At 47.5% G+C, this 17,816-nt stretch carries 14 protein-coding genes and 2 pseudogenes; 6 read left to right on the top strand and 10 right to left on the bottom strand.

The features are described from left to right. Positions 1-13: 13 nt before the first annotated feature. The 4 genes from gatC to purH form a co-directional block, all read right to left on the bottom strand. Positions 14-301, bottom strand: coding sequence for an Asp-tRNA(Asn)/Glu-tRNA(Gln) amidotransferase subunit GatC (gatC, locus tag LN737_RS03935; protein WP_405516405.1), 288 nt, complete (start codon positions 299-301; stop codon positions 14-16). Positions 302-338: 37 nt separating this feature from the next. Next, positions 339-566 carry a hypothetical protein gene (locus LN737_RS03940; RefSeq protein ID WP_405516407.1) on the bottom strand — a complete coding sequence of 76 codons (228 nt, stop codon included), beginning with the start codon at positions 564-566 and terminating at the stop codon, positions 339-341. Then, positions 539-1,063 (bottom strand): lysophospholipid acyltransferase family protein, encoded by a 525-nt coding sequence (locus tag LN737_RS03945; RefSeq protein WP_405516409.1) that lies wholly within the window; start codon positions 1,061-1,063, stop codon positions 539-541. The genes LN737_RS03940 and LN737_RS03945 overlap by 28 nt, the downstream gene beginning before the upstream one ends. Before the next feature lie 107 nt (positions 1,064-1,170). Then, entirely contained in the window at positions 1,171-2,724 is a 1,554-nt protein-coding gene (purH, locus tag LN737_RS03950) for a bifunctional phosphoribosylaminoimidazolecarboxamide formyltransferase/IMP cyclohydrolase (protein WP_405516410.1), read from the bottom strand. A gap of 179 nt (positions 2,725-2,903) precedes the next feature. Here purH and LN737_RS03955 point away from each other — a divergent pair, with 179 nt between their 5' ends. The 4 genes and pseudogenes from LN737_RS03955 (at position 2,904) to LN737_RS03970 (ending at position 8,690) form a co-directional block, all read left to right on the top strand. Then, on the top strand, positions 2,904-3,866 hold the full coding sequence (locus LN737_RS03955; protein WP_405516412.1) for a lipopolysaccharide biosynthesis protein: 963 nt from the start codon (positions 2,904-2,906) through the stop codon (positions 3,864-3,866). Positions 3,867-3,946: 80 nt separating this feature from the next. Beyond that, positions 3,947-4,474 carry a lipopolysaccharide biosynthesis protein gene (locus LN737_RS03960; protein WP_405516414.1) on the top strand — a complete coding sequence of 176 codons (528 nt, stop codon included), beginning with the start codon at positions 3,947-3,949 and terminating at the stop codon, positions 4,472-4,474. Between the two features lie 117 nt (positions 4,475-4,591). Further along, positions 4,592-8,157, top strand: a pseudogene (locus LN737_RS03965) (VCBS repeat-containing protein). 35 nt (positions 8,158-8,192) lie between these two features. Next, the gene (locus LN737_RS03970; RefSeq protein ID WP_405516416.1) at positions 8,193-8,690 is read left to right on the top strand and encodes a hypothetical protein; all 498 of its coding nucleotides are present in this window, start codon (positions 8,193-8,195) and stop codon (positions 8,688-8,690) included. Between the two features lie 360 nt (positions 8,691-9,050). On the opposite strand, the gene LN737_RS03975 is transcribed toward LN737_RS03970, so the two are convergent. From LN737_RS03975 to LN737_RS04000, 6 genes and pseudogenes are all read right to left on the bottom strand, one after another. Continuing rightward, on the bottom strand, positions 9,051-9,527 hold the full coding sequence (locus LN737_RS03975) for a YybH family protein (RefSeq protein WP_405516418.1): 477 nt from the start codon (positions 9,525-9,527) through the stop codon (positions 9,051-9,053). 557 nt (positions 9,528-10,084) lie between these two features. Further along, positions 10,085-10,513 (bottom strand): hypothetical protein, encoded by a 429-nt coding sequence (locus LN737_RS03980; RefSeq protein WP_405516419.1) that lies wholly within the window; start codon positions 10,511-10,513, stop codon positions 10,085-10,087. A gap of 332 nt (positions 10,514-10,845) precedes the next feature. Further along, a complete protein-coding gene (locus LN737_RS03985) occupies positions 10,846-11,748 on the bottom strand; it encodes a DUF4249 domain-containing protein (RefSeq protein WP_405516421.1) in 903 nt (300 codons plus the stop codon). Between the two features lie 74 nt (positions 11,749-11,822). Next, positions 11,823-14,218 (bottom strand): annotated as a pseudogene (locus LN737_RS03990) (TonB-dependent receptor). 202 nt (positions 14,219-14,420) lie between these two features. Further along, positions 14,421-15,302: a PPK2 family polyphosphate kinase gene (locus tag LN737_RS03995; RefSeq protein WP_405516423.1), complete on the bottom strand. Its 882-nt coding sequence runs from the start codon at positions 15,300-15,302 to the stop codon at positions 14,421-14,423. A 63-nt stretch (positions 15,303-15,365) separates the two neighbouring features. Continuing rightward, positions 15,366-16,247: a PPK2 family polyphosphate kinase gene (locus LN737_RS04000; protein ID WP_405520301.1), complete on the bottom strand. Its 882-nt coding sequence runs from the start codon at positions 16,245-16,247 to the stop codon at positions 15,366-15,368. Between the two features lie 171 nt (positions 16,248-16,418). On the opposite strand from LN737_RS04000, the gene msrA reads away from it, so the two are divergent. Beyond that, positions 16,419-16,985: a peptide-methionine (S)-S-oxide reductase MsrA gene (msrA, locus tag LN737_RS04005; RefSeq protein WP_405516424.1), complete on the top strand. Its 567-nt coding sequence runs from the start codon at positions 16,419-16,421 to the stop codon at positions 16,983-16,985. A gap of 284 nt (positions 16,986-17,269) precedes the next feature. Next, positions 17,270-17,782, top strand: coding sequence for a hypothetical protein (locus LN737_RS04010; protein WP_405516426.1), 513 nt, complete (start codon positions 17,270-17,272; stop codon positions 17,780-17,782). Positions 17,783-17,816: the final 34 nt, after the last annotated feature.

Here is a 17,816-nt window from a genome sequence, read left to right on the forward strand (position 1 = left end):
GTTCTGGTTCAGCTTATTCCAGCACTTTCGGAACTTCAAAAAACGTATCGTCGTGCTGCGGAGCATTGGCCAGAGCTTTCTCCCGCGGCAGGTGATTACCGACAACATCGTCGCGCAATACGTTGGTCTCGTCAGAAATGTGCGTCAGCGGTTCAACGCCCGTGGTATCAACCTCATTGAGCTGTTCCATCCAGGTCAATACGCCATTCAGGCTGTTGAGTAAGTCCGCTTCTTCTTCCGGCCGAACCTCAAGGCGGGCCAGATGAGCGATTTTCTGTAAGGTTTCGTGATCTACTTTCATTCGTAATGAGTGAATGAGTGAATGAGTGAATGAGTGATTAGGCCACTACGTTCTGTTTGCTCATTAACTCGGTGTTGATAATCTGGTACGTGTCCTGCTTCAGGCGCTCAACATCGGCCTGTGTCATTCCTTTGGTTTCGATGGGCGGGTGAACAACGGCCCGCAACGGATGCCAGTGAAAACGTACCGGGCTTTTATCGGGTAAAATCTGGTAGTTATTCAACAGCGTAACAGGTACTATGGGCACCTGCTGCTGAATGGCCATAGTAAATGCACCATCTTTGAACGGTACCATCTGTGGCAACTCTGTAGCCCGGATACCCCCTCCGGAAAAATCATGATGCTACGTCCGGAAGCCAGTGTCCGAATCGACTTTGCCAATGAGTACGCCCGGCTATTTGCCTGTGCGCGATCTACCTGCACGTGCAGTTTGGCAAACATATAGCCTAATAACGGAATATGCTTCACCTCGCTTTTCCCAACAAAGGCGTAATAATTATTGACAATTACGCCCATAGCAGCAATGTCGAGGTAGGAAAAGTGATTGGCACAAATCACGTAGACCCCTTTCGGGTCAGGTTTAAACCGGTACTCAACCCGAACCGAAATGCCCACACCTAAAAAGAACAGCCGCCCCCAGATAGCATTGATCTTATGGGCCAGCGGCTTCCACTCAGTACGTTGCAGAAACACAAACTGGATTGGAAACAGCACCAGATACAAGACCACCAAATAAACGGCGCACCAGATTGTGTATAGCATAGATGTCTGAACCGGGATTCTAACAAGATTAAAAAGATTTTCATGATGAGTTCAATCCTTAATTAACCTGTTAATCTTTCAAATCTTGTTGGAATCCCGGTTCTGATTTAATGTTTAAAATGGCGTACACCCGTCGTAACCATGGCCAGGTTGTGTTGATTGCAGTAATCAATCGAATCCTGATCGCGGATGGAGCCGCCGGGCTGCACAACGGCGGTTATACCGGCCTGACCGGCAATCTCAACACAGTCGGGAAAGGGGAAAAAAGCGTCCGAAGCCATAACAGCCCCATTTAAATCAAAGCCGAACGTATGAGCTTTCTCAATAGCCTGCTTCAGCGCATCGACACGAGACGTTTGCCCGACCCCACTGGCCAGCAACTGACCTTCTTTCGCCAGAACAATGGTATTCGATTTGGTATGCTTACACACCTTGAGGGCAAATTCAAGCGCGCGAAGTTCCCCGTCTGTAGGCGCTTTTTCCGTAACCGTTTTGAACTGATCGGCAGTTTCGGTCTGGTTATCTTTATCCTGCTCCAGCACCCCGTTCAGGATCGTCTTGAACATGACAGTCGGTAACTCAACGGGTTTGCGCTGCAACAGAATCCGGTTCTTTTTTGATTTCAGCACCTGTAGCGCTTCCGGAGTATAGTCGGGCGCAATCAGAATCTCCATAAACAGCTTATTCAGCTCCTCGGCCGTTTCCAGGTCGACGGGTACATTGGAGATAATAACACCCCCAAACGCCGAAACCGGGTCGCAGGCCAGTGCATTCAAATACGCTTCTTTGGGCGTCGGTGCGGTGGCAATTCCGCAGGCATTTGTGTGTTTGATGATGGCAAAAGCTGCGGGGGAACCTTCCGTGGCCGGAAACTCATCGATCAGGTTTACACAGGCATCAACATCAACCAAGTTATTGTACGACAGCTCTTTCCCGTGCAGTTTGTCGAACATGGCATTCAGGTCGCCGTAAAAACTAGCCTGCTGGTGAGGGTTTTCGCCGTACCGAAGATGATTGGCGGGAAGCGTTTTAAACTCATAAATTGGTCCGTCGTAATCTGTCCCCTGACTGCTTTCTCCGGCAAAATACGCCTGAATGGCTGTATCATAATGCGACGTAACGGCAAACGCTTTGCCTGCGTAAAACCGTCGGTCGGTCAGATCAGTAGTGCCGTTTTTCGCGTTCAACAACTCCACCACCTCGCCATACTGGCTTCGCGACGAAACGATCAGTACGTCGTTGTAATTCTTGGCAGCTGCCCGGATCAGGGAAATCCCACCAATGTCAATTTTTTCGATAATATCCTCATCCGATGCGCCTGAAGCAACCGTTTCCTCAAATGGATACAGATCAACCACAACCATGTCGATCGGTGGAATGCGGTGACGTTCAGCCTGGGCAAGATCTTCGGGAAGTTCACGCCGGTACAGAATACCACCCATCACGGCCGGGTGCAGCGTTTTTACGCGCCCACCGAAAATGGACGGATAGCCCGTTAAGTCTTCGACGGCAGTGACCGGAATCCCAAGTTGTTCAATAAAAGTCTGAGTGCCGCCCGTTGAATAGAGTTTGACGTTCTGTTCGTTTAATAATCGGACTAGGGGTTCGAGTCCGTCTTTGTAAAAAACGGAGATGAGCGCAGAGGAGATTTTCAGAGACATATGTTGGATGCGAAACAGTCTACAAGCTGTTTCTGGAATAGATGATCAAGTTACGTAAAATGAGCAACTAGTTGTTTCTACTTAGATCAACGGCAAAGATAAGCAAAGGTCTTAACTTTGTCAGTCACAGACGTCCTGTCCTGAATACATCATTCAGCAAACGGAGCCTGATTTGTAGAATGAGTCAATTCAAAAAATTAGCCAGCGATACCGCCCTTTACGGCGTAAGCACAATTTTGGGCCGTATGCTCAACTTTGTGTTAGTACCGCTTCATACGTATGTTTTCACCAAACCGGGCGTATTGGCATCCAATGTAGAGTTGTATAGCTACGTCGGTGTACTGCTCACGCTGTACACGATAGGACTCGAAACGGCTTTCTTTCGATTTGCCGCCAAAGCTAAAAATGACCCTGTCGAACGGCAGCGTATTTTCAATGATACGCTAAGTTTAGTGATGCTGATCAGTGGGTTAGCGTCCATACTGATCATTGGGTTTACTCCGCAAATAACCGTTTGGCTGAATTATCCGGGGCAGCAATCGTCAATAATCTGGGTGGCATTAATTATCGCCATTGATGCGATTATGGCCATTCCCTTTGCCCGGCTACGTGTTGAGAACAAGGCTCGTCAGTTTGTGGTAGCCAAGATTACCAACATTGTTCTGGTTGTCGCTTTAAACGTATTTTTCCTGATCATCTGCCGCGATATTTATGCGGGGAAATATTTGCAGGTCCTACAGCCGCTGATTCGCCTGTTTTACAATCCTGCCATCGGGCCGGGCTATATCTTTCTGGCCAACCTGATTGCCAACGCCCTGTACTTCTTTCTGGTCCGTCAGGCGTTTTCCAACTTTCGGTTTCGGATCAATAAGGTTGAGATTGGTGTTTTGATCGCGTATGCCTTTCCGCTTATGCTAACCAATCTGGCGGGGCTGGTCAACAATACGACCGATCGGATTTTTCTGCGCCATTTTCTCCCCGAAGGCTTTTATGACGGCATCAGTTCGGCCGATGCCCTGGGTATTTATGGCAACTGTTATAAGCTGTCGGTATTCATGGCGCTGGCGATTCAGTCGTTCAAATTTGCCGCTGATCCATTCTTTTTTCGCAGGCTGAAGACAAAAATGCGCCCGACCTGTTAGCGCGCGTAACCAAATGGTTTCTAATCGTTTGTGTAATTATCTGGGTAGCAGCCAGCCTGAATCTCGATCTGTTGGGGCTGGTGCTATCGAAGCGTTACCGGGTGGGCCTCGATATTGTGCCCTTTCTGTTGCTGGCCAACCTCTTTCTGGGGGTTTATTACAACATCTCGTTCTGGTTCAAACTCAGCGATAAAACCAAGTTTGGTACGTTGATTACGGTTGTTGGAGCCGCCGTTACGATTCTCGGCAATATCGTACTGATTCCGGTGATGGGCTACATGGGTTGTGCCGTGGCGTTTTTGGTTTCCAGTTTCGTCATGATGACGATGTGTTACGTTCTGGGCGAAAAATACTATCCGGTTCCCTATGATGTTCGGTCGGCAGTAACGTATGTGGTTGGGGCAGGTATATTGATTTACGCATCCTGGTACTTCCCAATTCCTAATTTGTGGATTGCTGTACCCGTACATATGACGCTCTGTGTACTCTTTATTGCTGCGGTATTGTTAATGGAACGCGATACGCTCATACCGCTGGTGGCTCGCTTTCGGAAGCGAACGAATAAGCCATCGACCCGCCAACCGTCTTCCAGCAGCAGTAATGTCTGAATCGATAGGTGCTGCTTTTGCATTAAAATGCCTTCATAGTGTCATTACAGTGTTTTTTATAGATAAATTTGAAGATAATCTTTTTACAATCCCCCGTAAACAGTGCGTTTTTGATTCATGATACGATTTAATCGAAATGGTGCCTGGCTTCTGCCGGTTGCCGTTCTGTTTTTGCTAACAGCCTGTCGTGAAAAGACTTTATTTGAGCGGCTCGACTCTTCCGACACTGGCATTACGTTCGCCAATACCATTACTGACAGCGATACACTCAACATTCTGAATTACCAGTACATCTACAATGGTGGGGGGTAGGTGTTGGTGATTTCAACGGGGATCAGAAACCCGATGTTTTTTTTGCCGGTAATCAGGTGCCCAATCGGCTCTATATCAATGAAACCGAATCGGCAGGTGGCAAACTGCATTTCAAGGATGTGACGCAACCCGCCGGTATTGGTGGCAGTGGACGCTGGTGCTCAGGTGTATCAGTGGTAGACATTAATGCCGATGGCAAACTGGATGTGTACGTATCGAATACGCTGTATAAAAAAGCGGCTCAGCGGGCTAATCTGCTGTATGTCAATCAGGGAAATGACGCAGATGGCGCACCGAAATTTCGTGAGATGGCTGCTGATTATGGCGTTGCTGACACAACCTATGCAACCCATTCAGCATTTTTTGACTACGACAACGATGGCGATCTGGACCTTTTTGTGCTGGTCGATCAGATTGACGATCCCCGAAACCCGACCAACCTTCGTACGCGGGTGAATGACGGCACTTCACCCAATACTGACCGACTATATCGCAATGATTTCGACCCTAAACGCGGGCATGCTTACTTTACCGACGTAACCAAACAGGCGGGAGTTTTGGCCGAAGGCTTTGGGCTGGGCGTAAACATCTGCGACATTAACCGCGACGGCTGGAAAGATATCTACGTAACAAACGACTTTGCTACGAACGACGTACTCTACATTAATAACCACGATGGAACCTTCACCAATCGGTCCCACGAGGCATTTAAGCATACGAGTTCATCGGCAATGGGCAACGATGTGTCGGATATCAACGGTGATGGGCTTGCCGACATCATTGTGATGGACATGCTTCCCGAAGATAATCTGCGCAAAAAGAGCCTGATGGGGCCAAGCAGCTATTTTGCCTATCAGGAGTGGGATCGGCTGGGGTACGAGCACCAGTACGCGCGCAATACGTTGCAGTTGAATCAGGGCGTGCGCCCAACCGATACGTCGAAAGCCGGTATGCCCATTTTCAGCGAGATAAGCATGATGGCGGGCGTTGCCGAAACTGAGTGGAGTTGGGCGCCGTTGTTGGCCGATTTTGACCACGATGGCAACCGGGATTTGCTGGTTACCAACGGCTTTCCCCGCGACGTTACCGATCGTGATTTTACTACGTATTACAGCTCTGTCAATACGTACTTGACGGATGCGCTTCGCAAGGAGCTAACCGATAAAATACCGCAGGTGAAAGTTAGTAACTACGCCTTTAGAAATCGTGGAGATGCCACTTTCGAGAACGTAACCGATCGCTGGGGAATGACCGAACCCAGTTTTTCGAACGGGGCGGCCTATGCTGATTTTGATGGCGATGGCGATCTGGACTACGTAATCAACAATATCAACGACGAAGCGTTTGTTTACCGGAATAATCTGAATGATCAGAAATCGGACGATGCTCATTACCTGCGGATTCGGTTTCAGGGCGACGGAGCTAACGTAATGGGCCTTGGTGCCATTGTCGAGTATGAGTTGCCGAATGGCCGGAAGGAGTTTTATGAGCATACGTTGTACCGGGGATTTCTGTCCAGTGTTGAGCCAGTAGCGCATTTTGGGCTGGGTAAGGTCAGTGCCATCAAAAACCTGAAAGTGACCTGGCCGGGTGGGCGGGTGCAGATTGTCCCGAACGTAAACGCCGACCAGACCATCACGCTGAAAGCCGCTGATGCGCAGTCGGGATCGGCGAACACCGCCCCCGTTGCAAAACCGTTGATGCAGGACGTAACGGCCGCGCTTGGCATTACGTACCGCCATGAGGAAACCGATATTATCGACTTCAATTTGCAGAAAACACTGCTGCACAAACTTACCGAATATGGGCCTGCGCTGGCCGTCGGTGATGTGAACGGCGATGGGTTGATGGATATGGTTGTGGGCGGAAGCGCTAACCATTCGGCCGAAGTGCTTTTACAGCAATCGACGGATCGTTTCACGGCAAAAGCCTTACCCGTCAAGCTATCGGAAGATGCTGGTCTGCTTCTGTTCGATGCCGATGCCGATGGCGACCTGGATCTATATGCCGCCAGTGGCAGCACAGAATTTAATCAGAATCAATTGGCCGAAGCATTACGTCACCGGCTGTATGTCAATGATGGGAAAGGCAATTTTACGCTGGACTCGAAGGCGCTGCCTGATTTCCGGGTGAATGGCTCGTGCGTAAAAGCCGCTGACTTCGACCGCGACGGTGACCTCGACTTATTTGTTGGTGGCCGCGTTGAGCCGTATAAGTACCCGTCGGGCGTGCCCAGCTATCTATTACGGAACGACAGTCAGAAAGGTAAACCGAAATTTACGGACGCAACGGCTCAGGTAGCGCCCATCCTGACAAAAGGTGGCCTGACCTGCGATGCGCTCTGGACAGATTACGATAAAGACGGGTACGTTGATCTGTTGCTGGCCAGCGAATGGGCACCGCTTACCATGCTGCATAACGAAAAAGGCCGGCTGATACCTCTCGAAAACAGTGGCTTGGAGAATAAGGCCGGTTTCTGGAATTCGCTCACGCCCGGCGATTTCGATAACGACGGCGACATCGATTACATAGCGGGCAATCTGGGGCAGAATAACCTGCTTCGGGCTACTCCTGAACGGCCAGTACGTATTTACGCGGGTGATTTCGATAACAATGGCTTCTACGATGCCTTCCCGACGGTTTATTTCAGGAATGCCAACGGGCAGTACGAAGAATATCCTTACTTCGGCTGGGACGATATGGTCAAACAGATGATCGGGATTAAGCGTCGGTACATAAAATACAATGCTTTTGGAAACGCCACCATCGACCAGATCCTAACCGAAGATGAGCGGAATCAGGCGCTTAAGCTGTCGGCCACGTATTTGTCCAGCAGTTATATCGAAAACAAAGGCAAGGGGTCGTCCGGTGTTCCGCAGTTTGAAATTCGGCCGTTACCCGGTATGGCTCAAACGGCACCCCTCTTTGGTATGCTCGCACAGGACGTAGACGGCGACGGCAATCTGGACGCCGTTCTGGTCGGTAACGAGCACGGCAGTGATCTGGTGGCGGGGCGGATGGACGCTTTTAATGGGCTGGTGATGAAGGGCGACGGTAAAGGCGGTTTCAAACCACTACCAATTGCCCAAAGTGGCTTGTATGTTCCTGGAAATGCCAAAGCGCTGGTCAACTGGCCGGACGCGCAAGGCCATTGCCGGTTAGCCGTTACGGAAAACCGGGGACCGTTACGTGTTTTTGCGGTGCAGCAGCCGCAAACCTTCTCCGCTGTTGATATGCGAACAACGGCTGTGAACGTACGGCTTAAAAACGGTCGAATCCGGCGTCAGGAAATTCCCTTTGGTACGTCATTTTATGGCCAGTCAGCGAGGGGAATCTGGTTGCTGCCCGGCGAGCAGGTTGTGAAAAAATAATTAGTTGCGAATAACTTCTTCCAGCTTACCCATAGATGGTCTTTTTACGGTTGCTCTTATTGCTGATAACCACCTATGTAACTGAAGCACAAACCGTTATCTCGGATCTTAATCAAGATATGGTCTTTACCGCTGTTATGAACCGTCGGTTAAAATACCCTCGCCAAGCTGAGTGGTCAAGTAGATACGGAAGAGTTTTTGCTGAATTTACGGTTAATGAAAAGGGGCGCATTCAATCAATATCCATTCTTAACCATAATGTTGAATGGGACTATGCTGGCCTTGAGCCGACTGTAATAAACGCACTAAAAAAGTTACCTCCGTTAAGCTTACAGTATGTCGGTAGGTATATTCTTCCCGTTTCGTTTATCCTGATAGATTACCGACATAAGGATAGCCCCCTTGTTCCCACTAATACACTGCATATTGAAGAGTTAAGAGATCGGGTTATCCTAAAAGAAATTAAAGTTACGGGTAGCACCATTAACAGTAGAGAACGTATCAAAGCGGCAGAAAAAAACGAGTCTTACTAAATCACTTACTTGTTGTATACGTGTGAATTATGTAAAGAAAGGTGTGTCGTGTAAATCTGCTAATTCGCTTAGAAACTATACCCCATAGATAGGCCCAGCCACGTATAAAAACGTTGATACACATCAACACTACCCATAACCATCAACGGGGTAAAACCAATTCGTGCCATAAGCCCGCCAGTTGGCTTTTGGTACCGGTAGCTAATACGAAGAAGTAGAGAATATGTGTTCTTCCACCTTAGGAAATCGGTTTTACTAGTGACGGGAACGCCACAGGTTAAGCCAATACCAAAATCAGTGTGAAGATTGTCATCTCCCATTAAGGCGAACAACTCACCAACTTAGCTTGCTTAGCAATGCTTAGTCGATCCCTTCATTAAGCTTTGCGTTTTGGCCCGCTAATATGCGCCAATTGCTCTCTTTGTTGGTTAAGAGAATCGTTCGTCGAAACCGGAAAGTCTGTCCTGGATAGCGCTCATCTCCGCTTAAATCCGTGCGGACATGAACCAGAGCCATATCCGGTTTGAGAAAGGTTATATCTTCTATGGAACGGGTGGTAAACTGAGTCGATTTGAAATAGGTCGAATGAGTGGTTTGATAGTGCTTCTCAATCTCAGCCCGGCCTTTGTAATAAGCACCAAACCAGTTGACCCAGGTGGCATCTGTATGGTATTGTTCGGCTAATGCTTTAGCGTCATGGCGGTTCCAAGCCTGTTCATAATTGGTTATGACTGATTTGATGGCTTCCTGGGTTGTTGCCTGGTTGTCCTTTTGGGCAATTGTTGAGTAAGCGAATAAGTTCGAAAGGGCGATTATAGCCAGTACTATGTTTTTCATGATAAAATGAATGTATATTTTTCTTAGCGAGATGAAGGAGGCCAAGTTACTCTTGTCTGGATACACTACTGTTTTCTTTTTATTCAAGGGTATATGTCAGTTGACCCACCCTGGGATAGATGTTGTTATATAACCAAATGATACGATCACCCAGAAGCCGTTTCTGCGGTCCTTCATTCGCAATTGACCAGGTCAAACAGATATTCCTTTACTATAATACCAGGCTTTCTTCTACGCGGAGGCCGCCCTTTCCAGATGACAGTTAGGCCTATGTTCAGGGCTCGGATAGGATGGTTGATTTAGGAATGGTTCATTATCCTGAAAACTGTGGCTATTGCGAAAGTCCGGATCGTATCCAATGCCTGTAAATTATTCGCTTTTTAGGGCTCAATTAGCAACTGAAAATCACTGATTTCAGGAGTCGGTTCACAGCTGGATCGACTTTTGCAACAGCCACTGGCATTATGTTAATCAACTGTTCCTTTACGGGGTGACAGTTACTTAACTTTTGCAACAGCCACACCTCCTATAAAACAGGTTAGAAAACGAAGTAACGGTTACTTTAAATACCGAATTAGAAGTGTTCCTGCTAAGCTCTTTAGCTCCTCAAAGACTTGCTCATTCTCACAATTTTCGACTAACCTTTTTTGAAGCTTATCTGCAAATTCGTTGGAAGCAAGACCCTTTTTCACAATAAGTATATCTTGTATGAGGTTTTCAATCAGATCATCATTGTCCAGTTCCTCCATTTGTAATCTTTCCTTTTTGGAGGCAGTATGTGAAAACCTGACATAATCACCCCCATAACGGCTTAAATAAAGGTCATACAACTTAAGTTTTTTAGAGGTTATCCTCGAGTCAGAACTAGCAAGTTGCTTCATTCGGTTTTTACTTCTTAACAAGACTATACAAACCAGAGCGATAAGTCCTACTAACAAAAGGAGATAAGTTGTTCCATCTGCCTCCAGAATTCGTCGCAATGCCATAATCGTCAAATTGTAGGCCCCTTTGTGGATCTATAAAACTGTTGTATAATCAATTTTATGCTAACCCCGAGTCTGTTCTTAGCGGTCCTTTACTCGTAGTTTTCGGTCCAATCTACAGAAATTTCATTAACATAATATTGGCCTTCCAACTTCCCTTTCCAAAGGACAATTGGGCCTGTTTCTGGTGCTTGTATAGGGCAGTTGATCTTAGAATAATTCATTAACATAAGAACTTTTATGCAAATTGTCTAAAAATAGTTATAAAATGTTATTATCGTAGCGTGACTCATACGTTAGCTATTAAGAAGATGAGGCTTTAGAATGTCATACCTTTAATCCTCTCGCGTCCGTATGTTGGGGGGAGCCGCGACAGCACTAAAGCTGCGAACGGCTGACGTAATGAAGAATCCTGTCGCTTTTCGGCCCGCTGGGTTTGTGTTGACGATGTTCGTTGGAACGTTAGCCGGTGGAGAAGCAAACAAACCGCCATTGGTAATCTGCGTGCGGAGCTGACTCCAGAAATCAAACGCATCGGACGTAATCGACTGCACTTCAACTTTTACCTTGTCATTCAGAACGTATAAACTATCCGGGTTGATGGCCCGCCGGATGGGAACGATAAACACGAGTCCATCCGTAACCGTGCTGGCTCCCCGAAAGCCGCCATCTTCCGAAATAATGATGTTTTGAGGTTCATTCTGCAACTCGCCATTTCGGAAAAAACGAATACGGTAATGGTTAACCTCGTTCGGAATATCTCTGGCATAAAACTCAGCCCGATACCCTTCATTTTTCGACAAAGGATTCAGCTTTCGTTTTACAAAAATCAGCGAGTCGATAGGAGGGACCCGATTCATTCTGGAACTAGCCCTGTATGTTTCGTTCTGGTACGTAATGTTGAGCTGGTAGGTCCGGCCAATGTGCCCCAACGTATCGGTTCCTTTTGGCTGCCATACGTAATAACCGTCATTATCGGAATCAGAAAAAACATAGGTTTTTCCCGCATCATCCGAAACAGAAACTGTTGCGCTGGTTGCGGCAGGCGGAGTACTGCTATCGAAATAGGCTGCTGTCCGGGTTAGCCGAATCGTTTGAGCGCCCGGCTGGTCGGTCAGGTTGGCATCTACCGAAAGCTGTGTTGGACCCGTATCGAGTTTGGCGTCGATAACCGTTGTACAACTGTTCAGCGTCAGAACGGCCACCAGTAGAGCTACTAAAAAAGAAAATCGTTTCATGCCAGTCGTGTTGCCCTTCCGGGTCAACTGTTAGCTATATAAAGTTCATTACCGATCCAGAAAGGTAGTCTCGGTTAAAATTTGAAATTGTAGGTTATCGACGGAATAATCGTCGCAAACACCGAATAGCGAATGGCTTCCGTTACCCGTGGGTTATCGGCATTCGGCTGAAAATACACCGAGAAAGCATTTTTTCGGGCATAAGCATTATACACCGAAAAGACCCAGTTGTCGTCCTTGCGCTTGCCTGCCCGTTTGCGCCCCTGCAACGTAGCCGCCAGATCGAGCCGATGATAAATTGGTATGCGATAGTTATTCCGGGAGTTGTCGGTGTTCTGCGGTACTACGTAGCCTTCATACTCAAAGCGGTTTGTCGGGAACGTGCCGGGTGTACCACTGGCGAGCGTGAACGTAGCGGAGAAGTTCCAGCGTTTGGCGCGGGGTGGATCAAACATCAGTACTGACGTAACGGTATGGCGCTTGTCGAAACGAGTCGGATACCAGTTGCCATTGTTGATGCCTGCCACCTGCCGCTCTGTTTTGGCAAGCGTATAGCTAATCCAGCCATTCACGACGCCCGTATTTCGTTTGATGTAGAATTCTGCTCCGTAAGCCCGCCCTTTTCCGTTCAGCAGATCCCCTTCGAGATATTTGTTCAGAATCAGGCTGGCTCCATCAATGTAATCAATCTGATTCTGAAGCCATTTGTAATATACTTCCACTGAGGCTTCAAATTCGCTGCCTGTACTGGCTGAGCGGCCAAAATTCTTAAAGTAGCCAGCGGCAATCTGATCGGCTATTTGTGGTTTGATGTTGTTTGTCGAAGGCGTCCAGATATCCAGCGGTGTCGAAGCGGTTGTGTTGGAAATCAGGTGGATGTACTGCGCCAGTCGGTTATAACTCAGTTTGAACGAACTGTTGTTACTCAACTCATATTTGGCCGCAAAACGAGGCTCCCAGTTGCCATACGTCTGAACGGTCTGGCCACCCCGATAATCGACCGTTGTGACCACTTCCCGTCGCTGACCAAGAGGCACATCGGTCTGAAACGTGTATGCCTGGCCGGGGCCGATGTAATTGAATAACGAATAGCGAAGGCCGTACTGAAGCTGTAATTCGGGCGTAACCTGCTGCTCATTGCCAATATACAGGGCATTTTCGAGCGCGTATTTGCTTACCAGTCCAAACGTACGTATGCTGCCCGCGCTGGCCGCCGTAGCCGTACCGGGTTGAAAATCATGTACGATAGACTGCCCCCGAACGTAATCAGGTTTTTGCCGAGGAAAAACGAGAAATCGGGTTTGATGCTGTAGTCAACAATGCGGGAGTCGGTACGGAAGAAATCGTTGGGGGTTTTCTGCTTCAGGTCCGAATTCAGCGAATAGTCGTAATTGCTATAATAGGCCGTTGTGTTCAGGAACAAGCGATCGCTGAATACGTGATTCCAGCGGGCCGATAAGGTTGTGTTACCCCAGTTGAAGCCAAAGTCAGCCCCAAATACGTCGCGGCCGAGGTAGCCCGACAGAAACACCGTGTTTTTGTCGTTGATGCGGTAGTTACCTTTCGCAGTCAGGTCGTAGAAATAAAATTTTGCCCCTTTCAAATCACTGTTCAGGAACGGCTGCGCCAGAATGTCGGCGTAAGACCGGCGACCAGCGACAATAAACGAGCCTTTTCCTTTAAAGATCGGTCGTTCGTACGATAAGCGGCTGAAAATTAATCCGATACCGCCATTGAGTTCTGGTTTTTTGGCATTGCCTTCTTTTAGCCGCACGTCCAGAATTGACGCAATCCGTCCTCCATAATTCGACGGAATACCGCCTTTGATCAGCTTTACGTCTTTTACCGCATCGGGATTAAAGACTGAGAAGAACCCAAACAGGTGTGAGGAGTTGTAGACCGGGGCTTCGTCCAGAAGTACCAGATTCTGATCAATGCTGCCACCCCGCACATTAAAGCCCGTGGCTCCTTCGCCTACGGTCGAAACGCCGGGCAACAGCTGAATGCTACGTATTACATCCACTTCACCAAGTAAGGCCGGAATCCGTTTCAGGGTTTTTACGTCAATCTGGTTGACGCTCATTTCAATGTTTTTTACGTTATCGTCTTCCCGTTTGGTCGAAACAACCACTTCCTGAAGGTCCTTTCCCTCCTGCTGAAGCTCCAGATCGAGCCGTACATTCTTATCGATCAGATTAACCGTTCGGGTTTGCTTCGCATAGCCAACGTAGCTGATAACCAGATTGTAAGTGCCAGAAGGAACGGTAACTGCATAAAAACCGTAGTTGTTGGTTACGGCTCCGGTGCTGGTTTCCTTCACATAAACCGATACGCCGATCAGTCCTTCACCATTAGCGGCATCCTTTATATAACCACTAACCGTCAGAGCCGCATGGGGAGCCTTATTCGTTGTAGTTTCGAGGGCATTTATCGTCTGGGCTGTGCTGGTTCCGGGCTGGGTCAGAACCATAACAAAGCAGACCAGGCAAAACAGTAGTCCATGTTTCATTACGTGGTCGACAGATACAGCAGATGGTCTGAGCACGTATCGCGACAGTGTAAAAGTACTTCGAGTAGACTTCTCCTTGATCAAAAAGTGGATAAAGCGACTAAATCTGAGCCTGAACGGTCTTGTACGTAGGATAAAATTTATATAATATGCCTCAGCGCATTTATTGACTGTCCTGTTTTCGGATGTGCCTGATCAGTTTTTGGGCTTCTTTAGGGTCTGTTTTCGGGAAATGAACGGGCAGCGATTCCAGCGTTTCGGTTAGTATGTGAGCCATGATGAGCTGTTGATTGGTCCGGTCGTCGCTGGGTATTACGTACCACGGATTCTGGCGGGTGGCCGTTGCGGTGATTGTATCTTCGTACGCCTTCATATGCTTCGGCCAGAAATCCCGCTCCTCCAGGTCGCTCTCGCTAAGCTTCCACTGTTTTTCGGTGTCTTCCAGTCGCGCAATGAGTCGTTTCCCCTGTTCCTCTTTCGACACATGCAGGTAAAACTTCACAATAGGAAAGCCGTTGCGAAACAGGTAATCCTCAAAATGAACGATATCGCCAAAACGCTGCTTCCAGAGGGTCTGATCATTTTCAGGCAACAAGTTCGGTGGAATCAACTGCTGCCGTAATCGCTCCGGGTGAACACGTAACGCTAGCACTTCCTCATAATACGATCGGTTAAACACCCCAATATTACCCCGCTCGGGAAGTTCCTGCCAGAATCGCCACAAAAAATCATGTTTTAAATCCTCTTCAGCTGGTTTTTTGAAAGGCGCCATCTGAAACCGGGATGGATTAACGCCTTTGAATATACGCCGTATGCTGCTGTCTTTTCCCGCTGCGTCCATTGCCTGAAAAATAACCAGCAACCCATAATGTTCGTCGGCATGCATCCGGTTCTGCGCCTGATCCATGCGGTCGGCCAGATCGTCTAACTGCTGGTTGAAATCGGCTTCATCCGTATAATAGGGCTCAATGATCGTCAGCGTTTTAGCGCTCGAAAATGATTTCTTTTCATCGTATCGAAAAGCATTCGTGTTGAGTTTTTTCATGCACGTATCGCAGCCAATAGCTACGTGAATACTTCGTTTGATAGCGACCTATATGCCGCCGTGTTATTGAGCCTGAATAATGGGAATCAGCTTTTGCAATTCCTTGAATCGCTTGTCGTCGGGCTGAGGTTCGGCAATGGGAAGTTTTTTTAGTTCTTCAATGACAATACGCCCAACAATCAACCGCATATTCTTTTTATCATCGGCCGGTATTACGTACCACGGGCATTTTTCGGTGGCCGTTTCGTTGATACAGGTTTCGTAGGCATCCTGGTAGTCATCCCAGAAATCGCGCTCCTTTACGTCACCTTCCTCAAACTTCCAGTTTTTTTCGGGGTCTTCGATCCGGGCAATCAGCCGGTCTGCCTGTTCCTTTTTGGAAACGTGCAGGTAAAACTTAATTGTAGGGAAACCATTGTGATAGAGGAATTTCTCCATACTCCGAATGGCTTCGTATCGTTGTTCAAACAGTTTGTCGAGGTCCTGTGTCAATTTTTCGGGAAGCCGTTGACTTTGGGTCAGAATTTCCGGATGTACTTTCGTTACCAGTACTTCTTCGTAGTATGATCGATTGAAGATGCCAATGGTGCCCCGTTCGGGAAGTTCGCGCCAGCTACGCCACAGAAAATCATGATCCAGCTCCTGGTCGGTTGGGCGCTTGAATGAATATACGCGAACGCCAGCCGGATTGGTGCCCGTAAATACGTGCTGAATTGTCCCGTCCTTGCCTGCCGCATCCAGCGCCTGGAATACAGCAACCAGCCCGTACCGATTGTAGGCAAACATTCGCTCCTGCCATTTGTCTATTTCTTCGGCCTGTTGACGTAAAAGAGCCTCATAATGCATATCATCTTCATAGATATCATCGATTTTGGATGGGGCCTTTTTTAACTTAAGCTCTTTGTCGCCATCGTAGCGAAAACGGTCGGTATCGAAGTCTTTCACAGGCATGATTGCGCAAACTTTACGCGGGTGGGTTATGTTATTAGTTTGAGTTTAAACCACAAATAAACTGAATGGTTGTAATCAACCTTCATAAACAACTCACACTTTGATTGGGCTAATCGTATACGTACCTGTATTTACAGAATCAGCCCTACAAAAGAAATCAGCACTATGACTACAAATCAATCTGACGGCCTGGCTAAAGCAACATTCGGTACGGGCTGTTTCTGGTGTACCGAAGCCCTGTATGAATCGCTTGATGGCGTTATTTCGGCCGTATCGGGCTACGAAGGCGGCCATAAAGTCAACCCGACGTACAAAGAAGTCTGCAACGGCGATACGGGCCACGCCGAATGTGTAGAAGTAACGTACGATCCGGCTAAAATCACGTATCAGGAATTACTGGAAGCGTTTTTTCGGAGCCATGATCCAACGTCGCTGAATCGGCAGGGGAACGATGTTGGTACGCAATATCGGTCGGTAATCTTCTATCATACGGATGAGCAGAAAAAATTAGCGGAGACCGCTAAAGAAGAATTAGACAAGGCCGGGGCATATGATAAGCCAATTGTGACAGAAATTAGCCCGGCCACTACGTTCTATGAAGCAGAAGCGTATCATCAGAGTTATTTTGCCAATAATCCGAATCAGGGATATTGTGCCTTTGTGATTGCGCCTAAAGTTGACAAGTTTAGAAAAGTATTTAAGGAAAAGCTGAAAGCGGAACTGGTTCATTAACAGTACGTTTGATTCAATTATATACAAAAAGGCGTCTCTCTGGAGACGCCTTTTTGTATACTGGTACATATTGTCTGCCATGTGTGGGCTGTTAGTAAACCAGCGATGCTAGAAATTTTGATATGTTTATTTCTATTAAATATATACGTGTATAATTCTGGTTTGCTATGTTTGCTACACATACGTCCATATTACCGATAAATAAGACGTTCATGTATGCGTTTGTCGGACCAATATATTCACGTTTACTTTGTCGTAACTTTTAACAAAATCAGTTGAATCACATGAAAAAAATCCACTTGTCTATTTTATTGGCCCTTGGACTGTTAGCCAGCACTCAATCGTTTGCGCAAATGGCAATCGACAAGGGTACCAAATTCATTAACCTTGGTATTGGGGTAGGAGGCTACGGCTATTATACAGCTGGCAGTGGTATCGGCCTCAATGCAGCAGCTGACTTTGGTGTAGCTCATAATATTACAGCCGGTGCTGTAGTTGGCTACAGAAGTTACGGAAGTGTAGCGTCCTATAAGTACAATTCGTTTGATATTGGTGCCCGCGCTTCTTATCACTTTAACGAATTGCTCAATTTAGGTACTGATAAAGCAGACTTATATGCAGGCTTAGGACTTTCGTACTTCTCCTTCTCCTATGGTGGGGCGTTCGATAGCTATGGTACTGTATATGTACCAATTCACCTGGGTGGCCGGTATTTCTTCTCCGATAACATTGGCGCTTTCGCTGAATTAGGGTCAAGCCTGGCTACACTTAAGCTGGGCGTAACGTTTAAGTTCTAGGAATTATAATCCGTTTACTAAAAAGGCTTCCCGC

Source organism: Spirosoma sp. KNUC1025, assembly GCF_045160025.1.
Classification (GTDB): domain Bacteria; phylum Bacteroidota; class Bacteroidia; order Cytophagales; family Spirosomataceae; genus Spirosoma.

Bases quoted from the DNA above. Each gene is read 5' to 3' on its own strand.
- gatC (WP_405516405.1), bottom strand. From the start codon at position 301: ATGAAAGTAGATCACGAAACCTTACAGAAAATCGCTCATCTGGCCCGC.
- LN737_RS03970 (WP_405516416.1), top strand. From the start codon at position 8,193: ATGGTCTTTTTACGGTTGCTCTTATTGCTGATAACCACCTATGTAACT.
- LN737_RS03945 (WP_405516409.1), bottom strand. From the start codon at position 1,063: ATGCTATACACAATCTGGTGCGCCGTTTATTTGGTGGTCTTGTATCTG.
- LN737_RS03975 (WP_405516418.1), bottom strand. From the start codon at position 9,527: ATGAAAAACATAGTACTGGCTATAATCGCCCTTTCGAACTTATTCGCT.
- LN737_RS03955 (WP_405516412.1), top strand. From the start codon at position 2,904: ATGAGTCAATTCAAAAAATTAGCCAGCGATACCGCCCTTTACGGCGTA.
- LN737_RS03995 (WP_405516423.1), bottom strand. From the start codon at position 15,302: ATGAAAAAACTCAACACGAATGCTTTTCGATACGATGAAAAGAAATCA.
- LN737_RS03980 (WP_405516419.1), bottom strand. From the start codon at position 10,513: ATGGCATTGCGACGAATTCTGGAGGCAGATGGAACAACTTATCTCCTT.
- LN737_RS03985 (WP_405516421.1), bottom strand. From the start codon at position 11,748: ATGAAACGATTTTCTTTTTTAGTAGCTCTACTGGTGGCCGTTCTGACG.
- LN737_RS03940 (WP_405516407.1), bottom strand. From the start codon at position 566: ATGGCCATTCAGCAGCAGGTGCCCATAGTACCTGTTACGCTGTTGAAT.
- LN737_RS04010 (WP_405516426.1), top strand. From the start codon at position 17,270: ATGAAAAAAATCCACTTGTCTATTTTATTGGCCCTTGGACTGTTAGCC.
- msrA (WP_405516424.1), top strand. From the start codon at position 16,419: ATGACTACAAATCAATCTGACGGCCTGGCTAAAGCAACATTCGGTACG.
- purH (WP_405516410.1), bottom strand. From the start codon at position 2,724: ATGTCTCTGAAAATCTCCTCTGCGCTCATCTCCGTTTTTTACAAAGAC.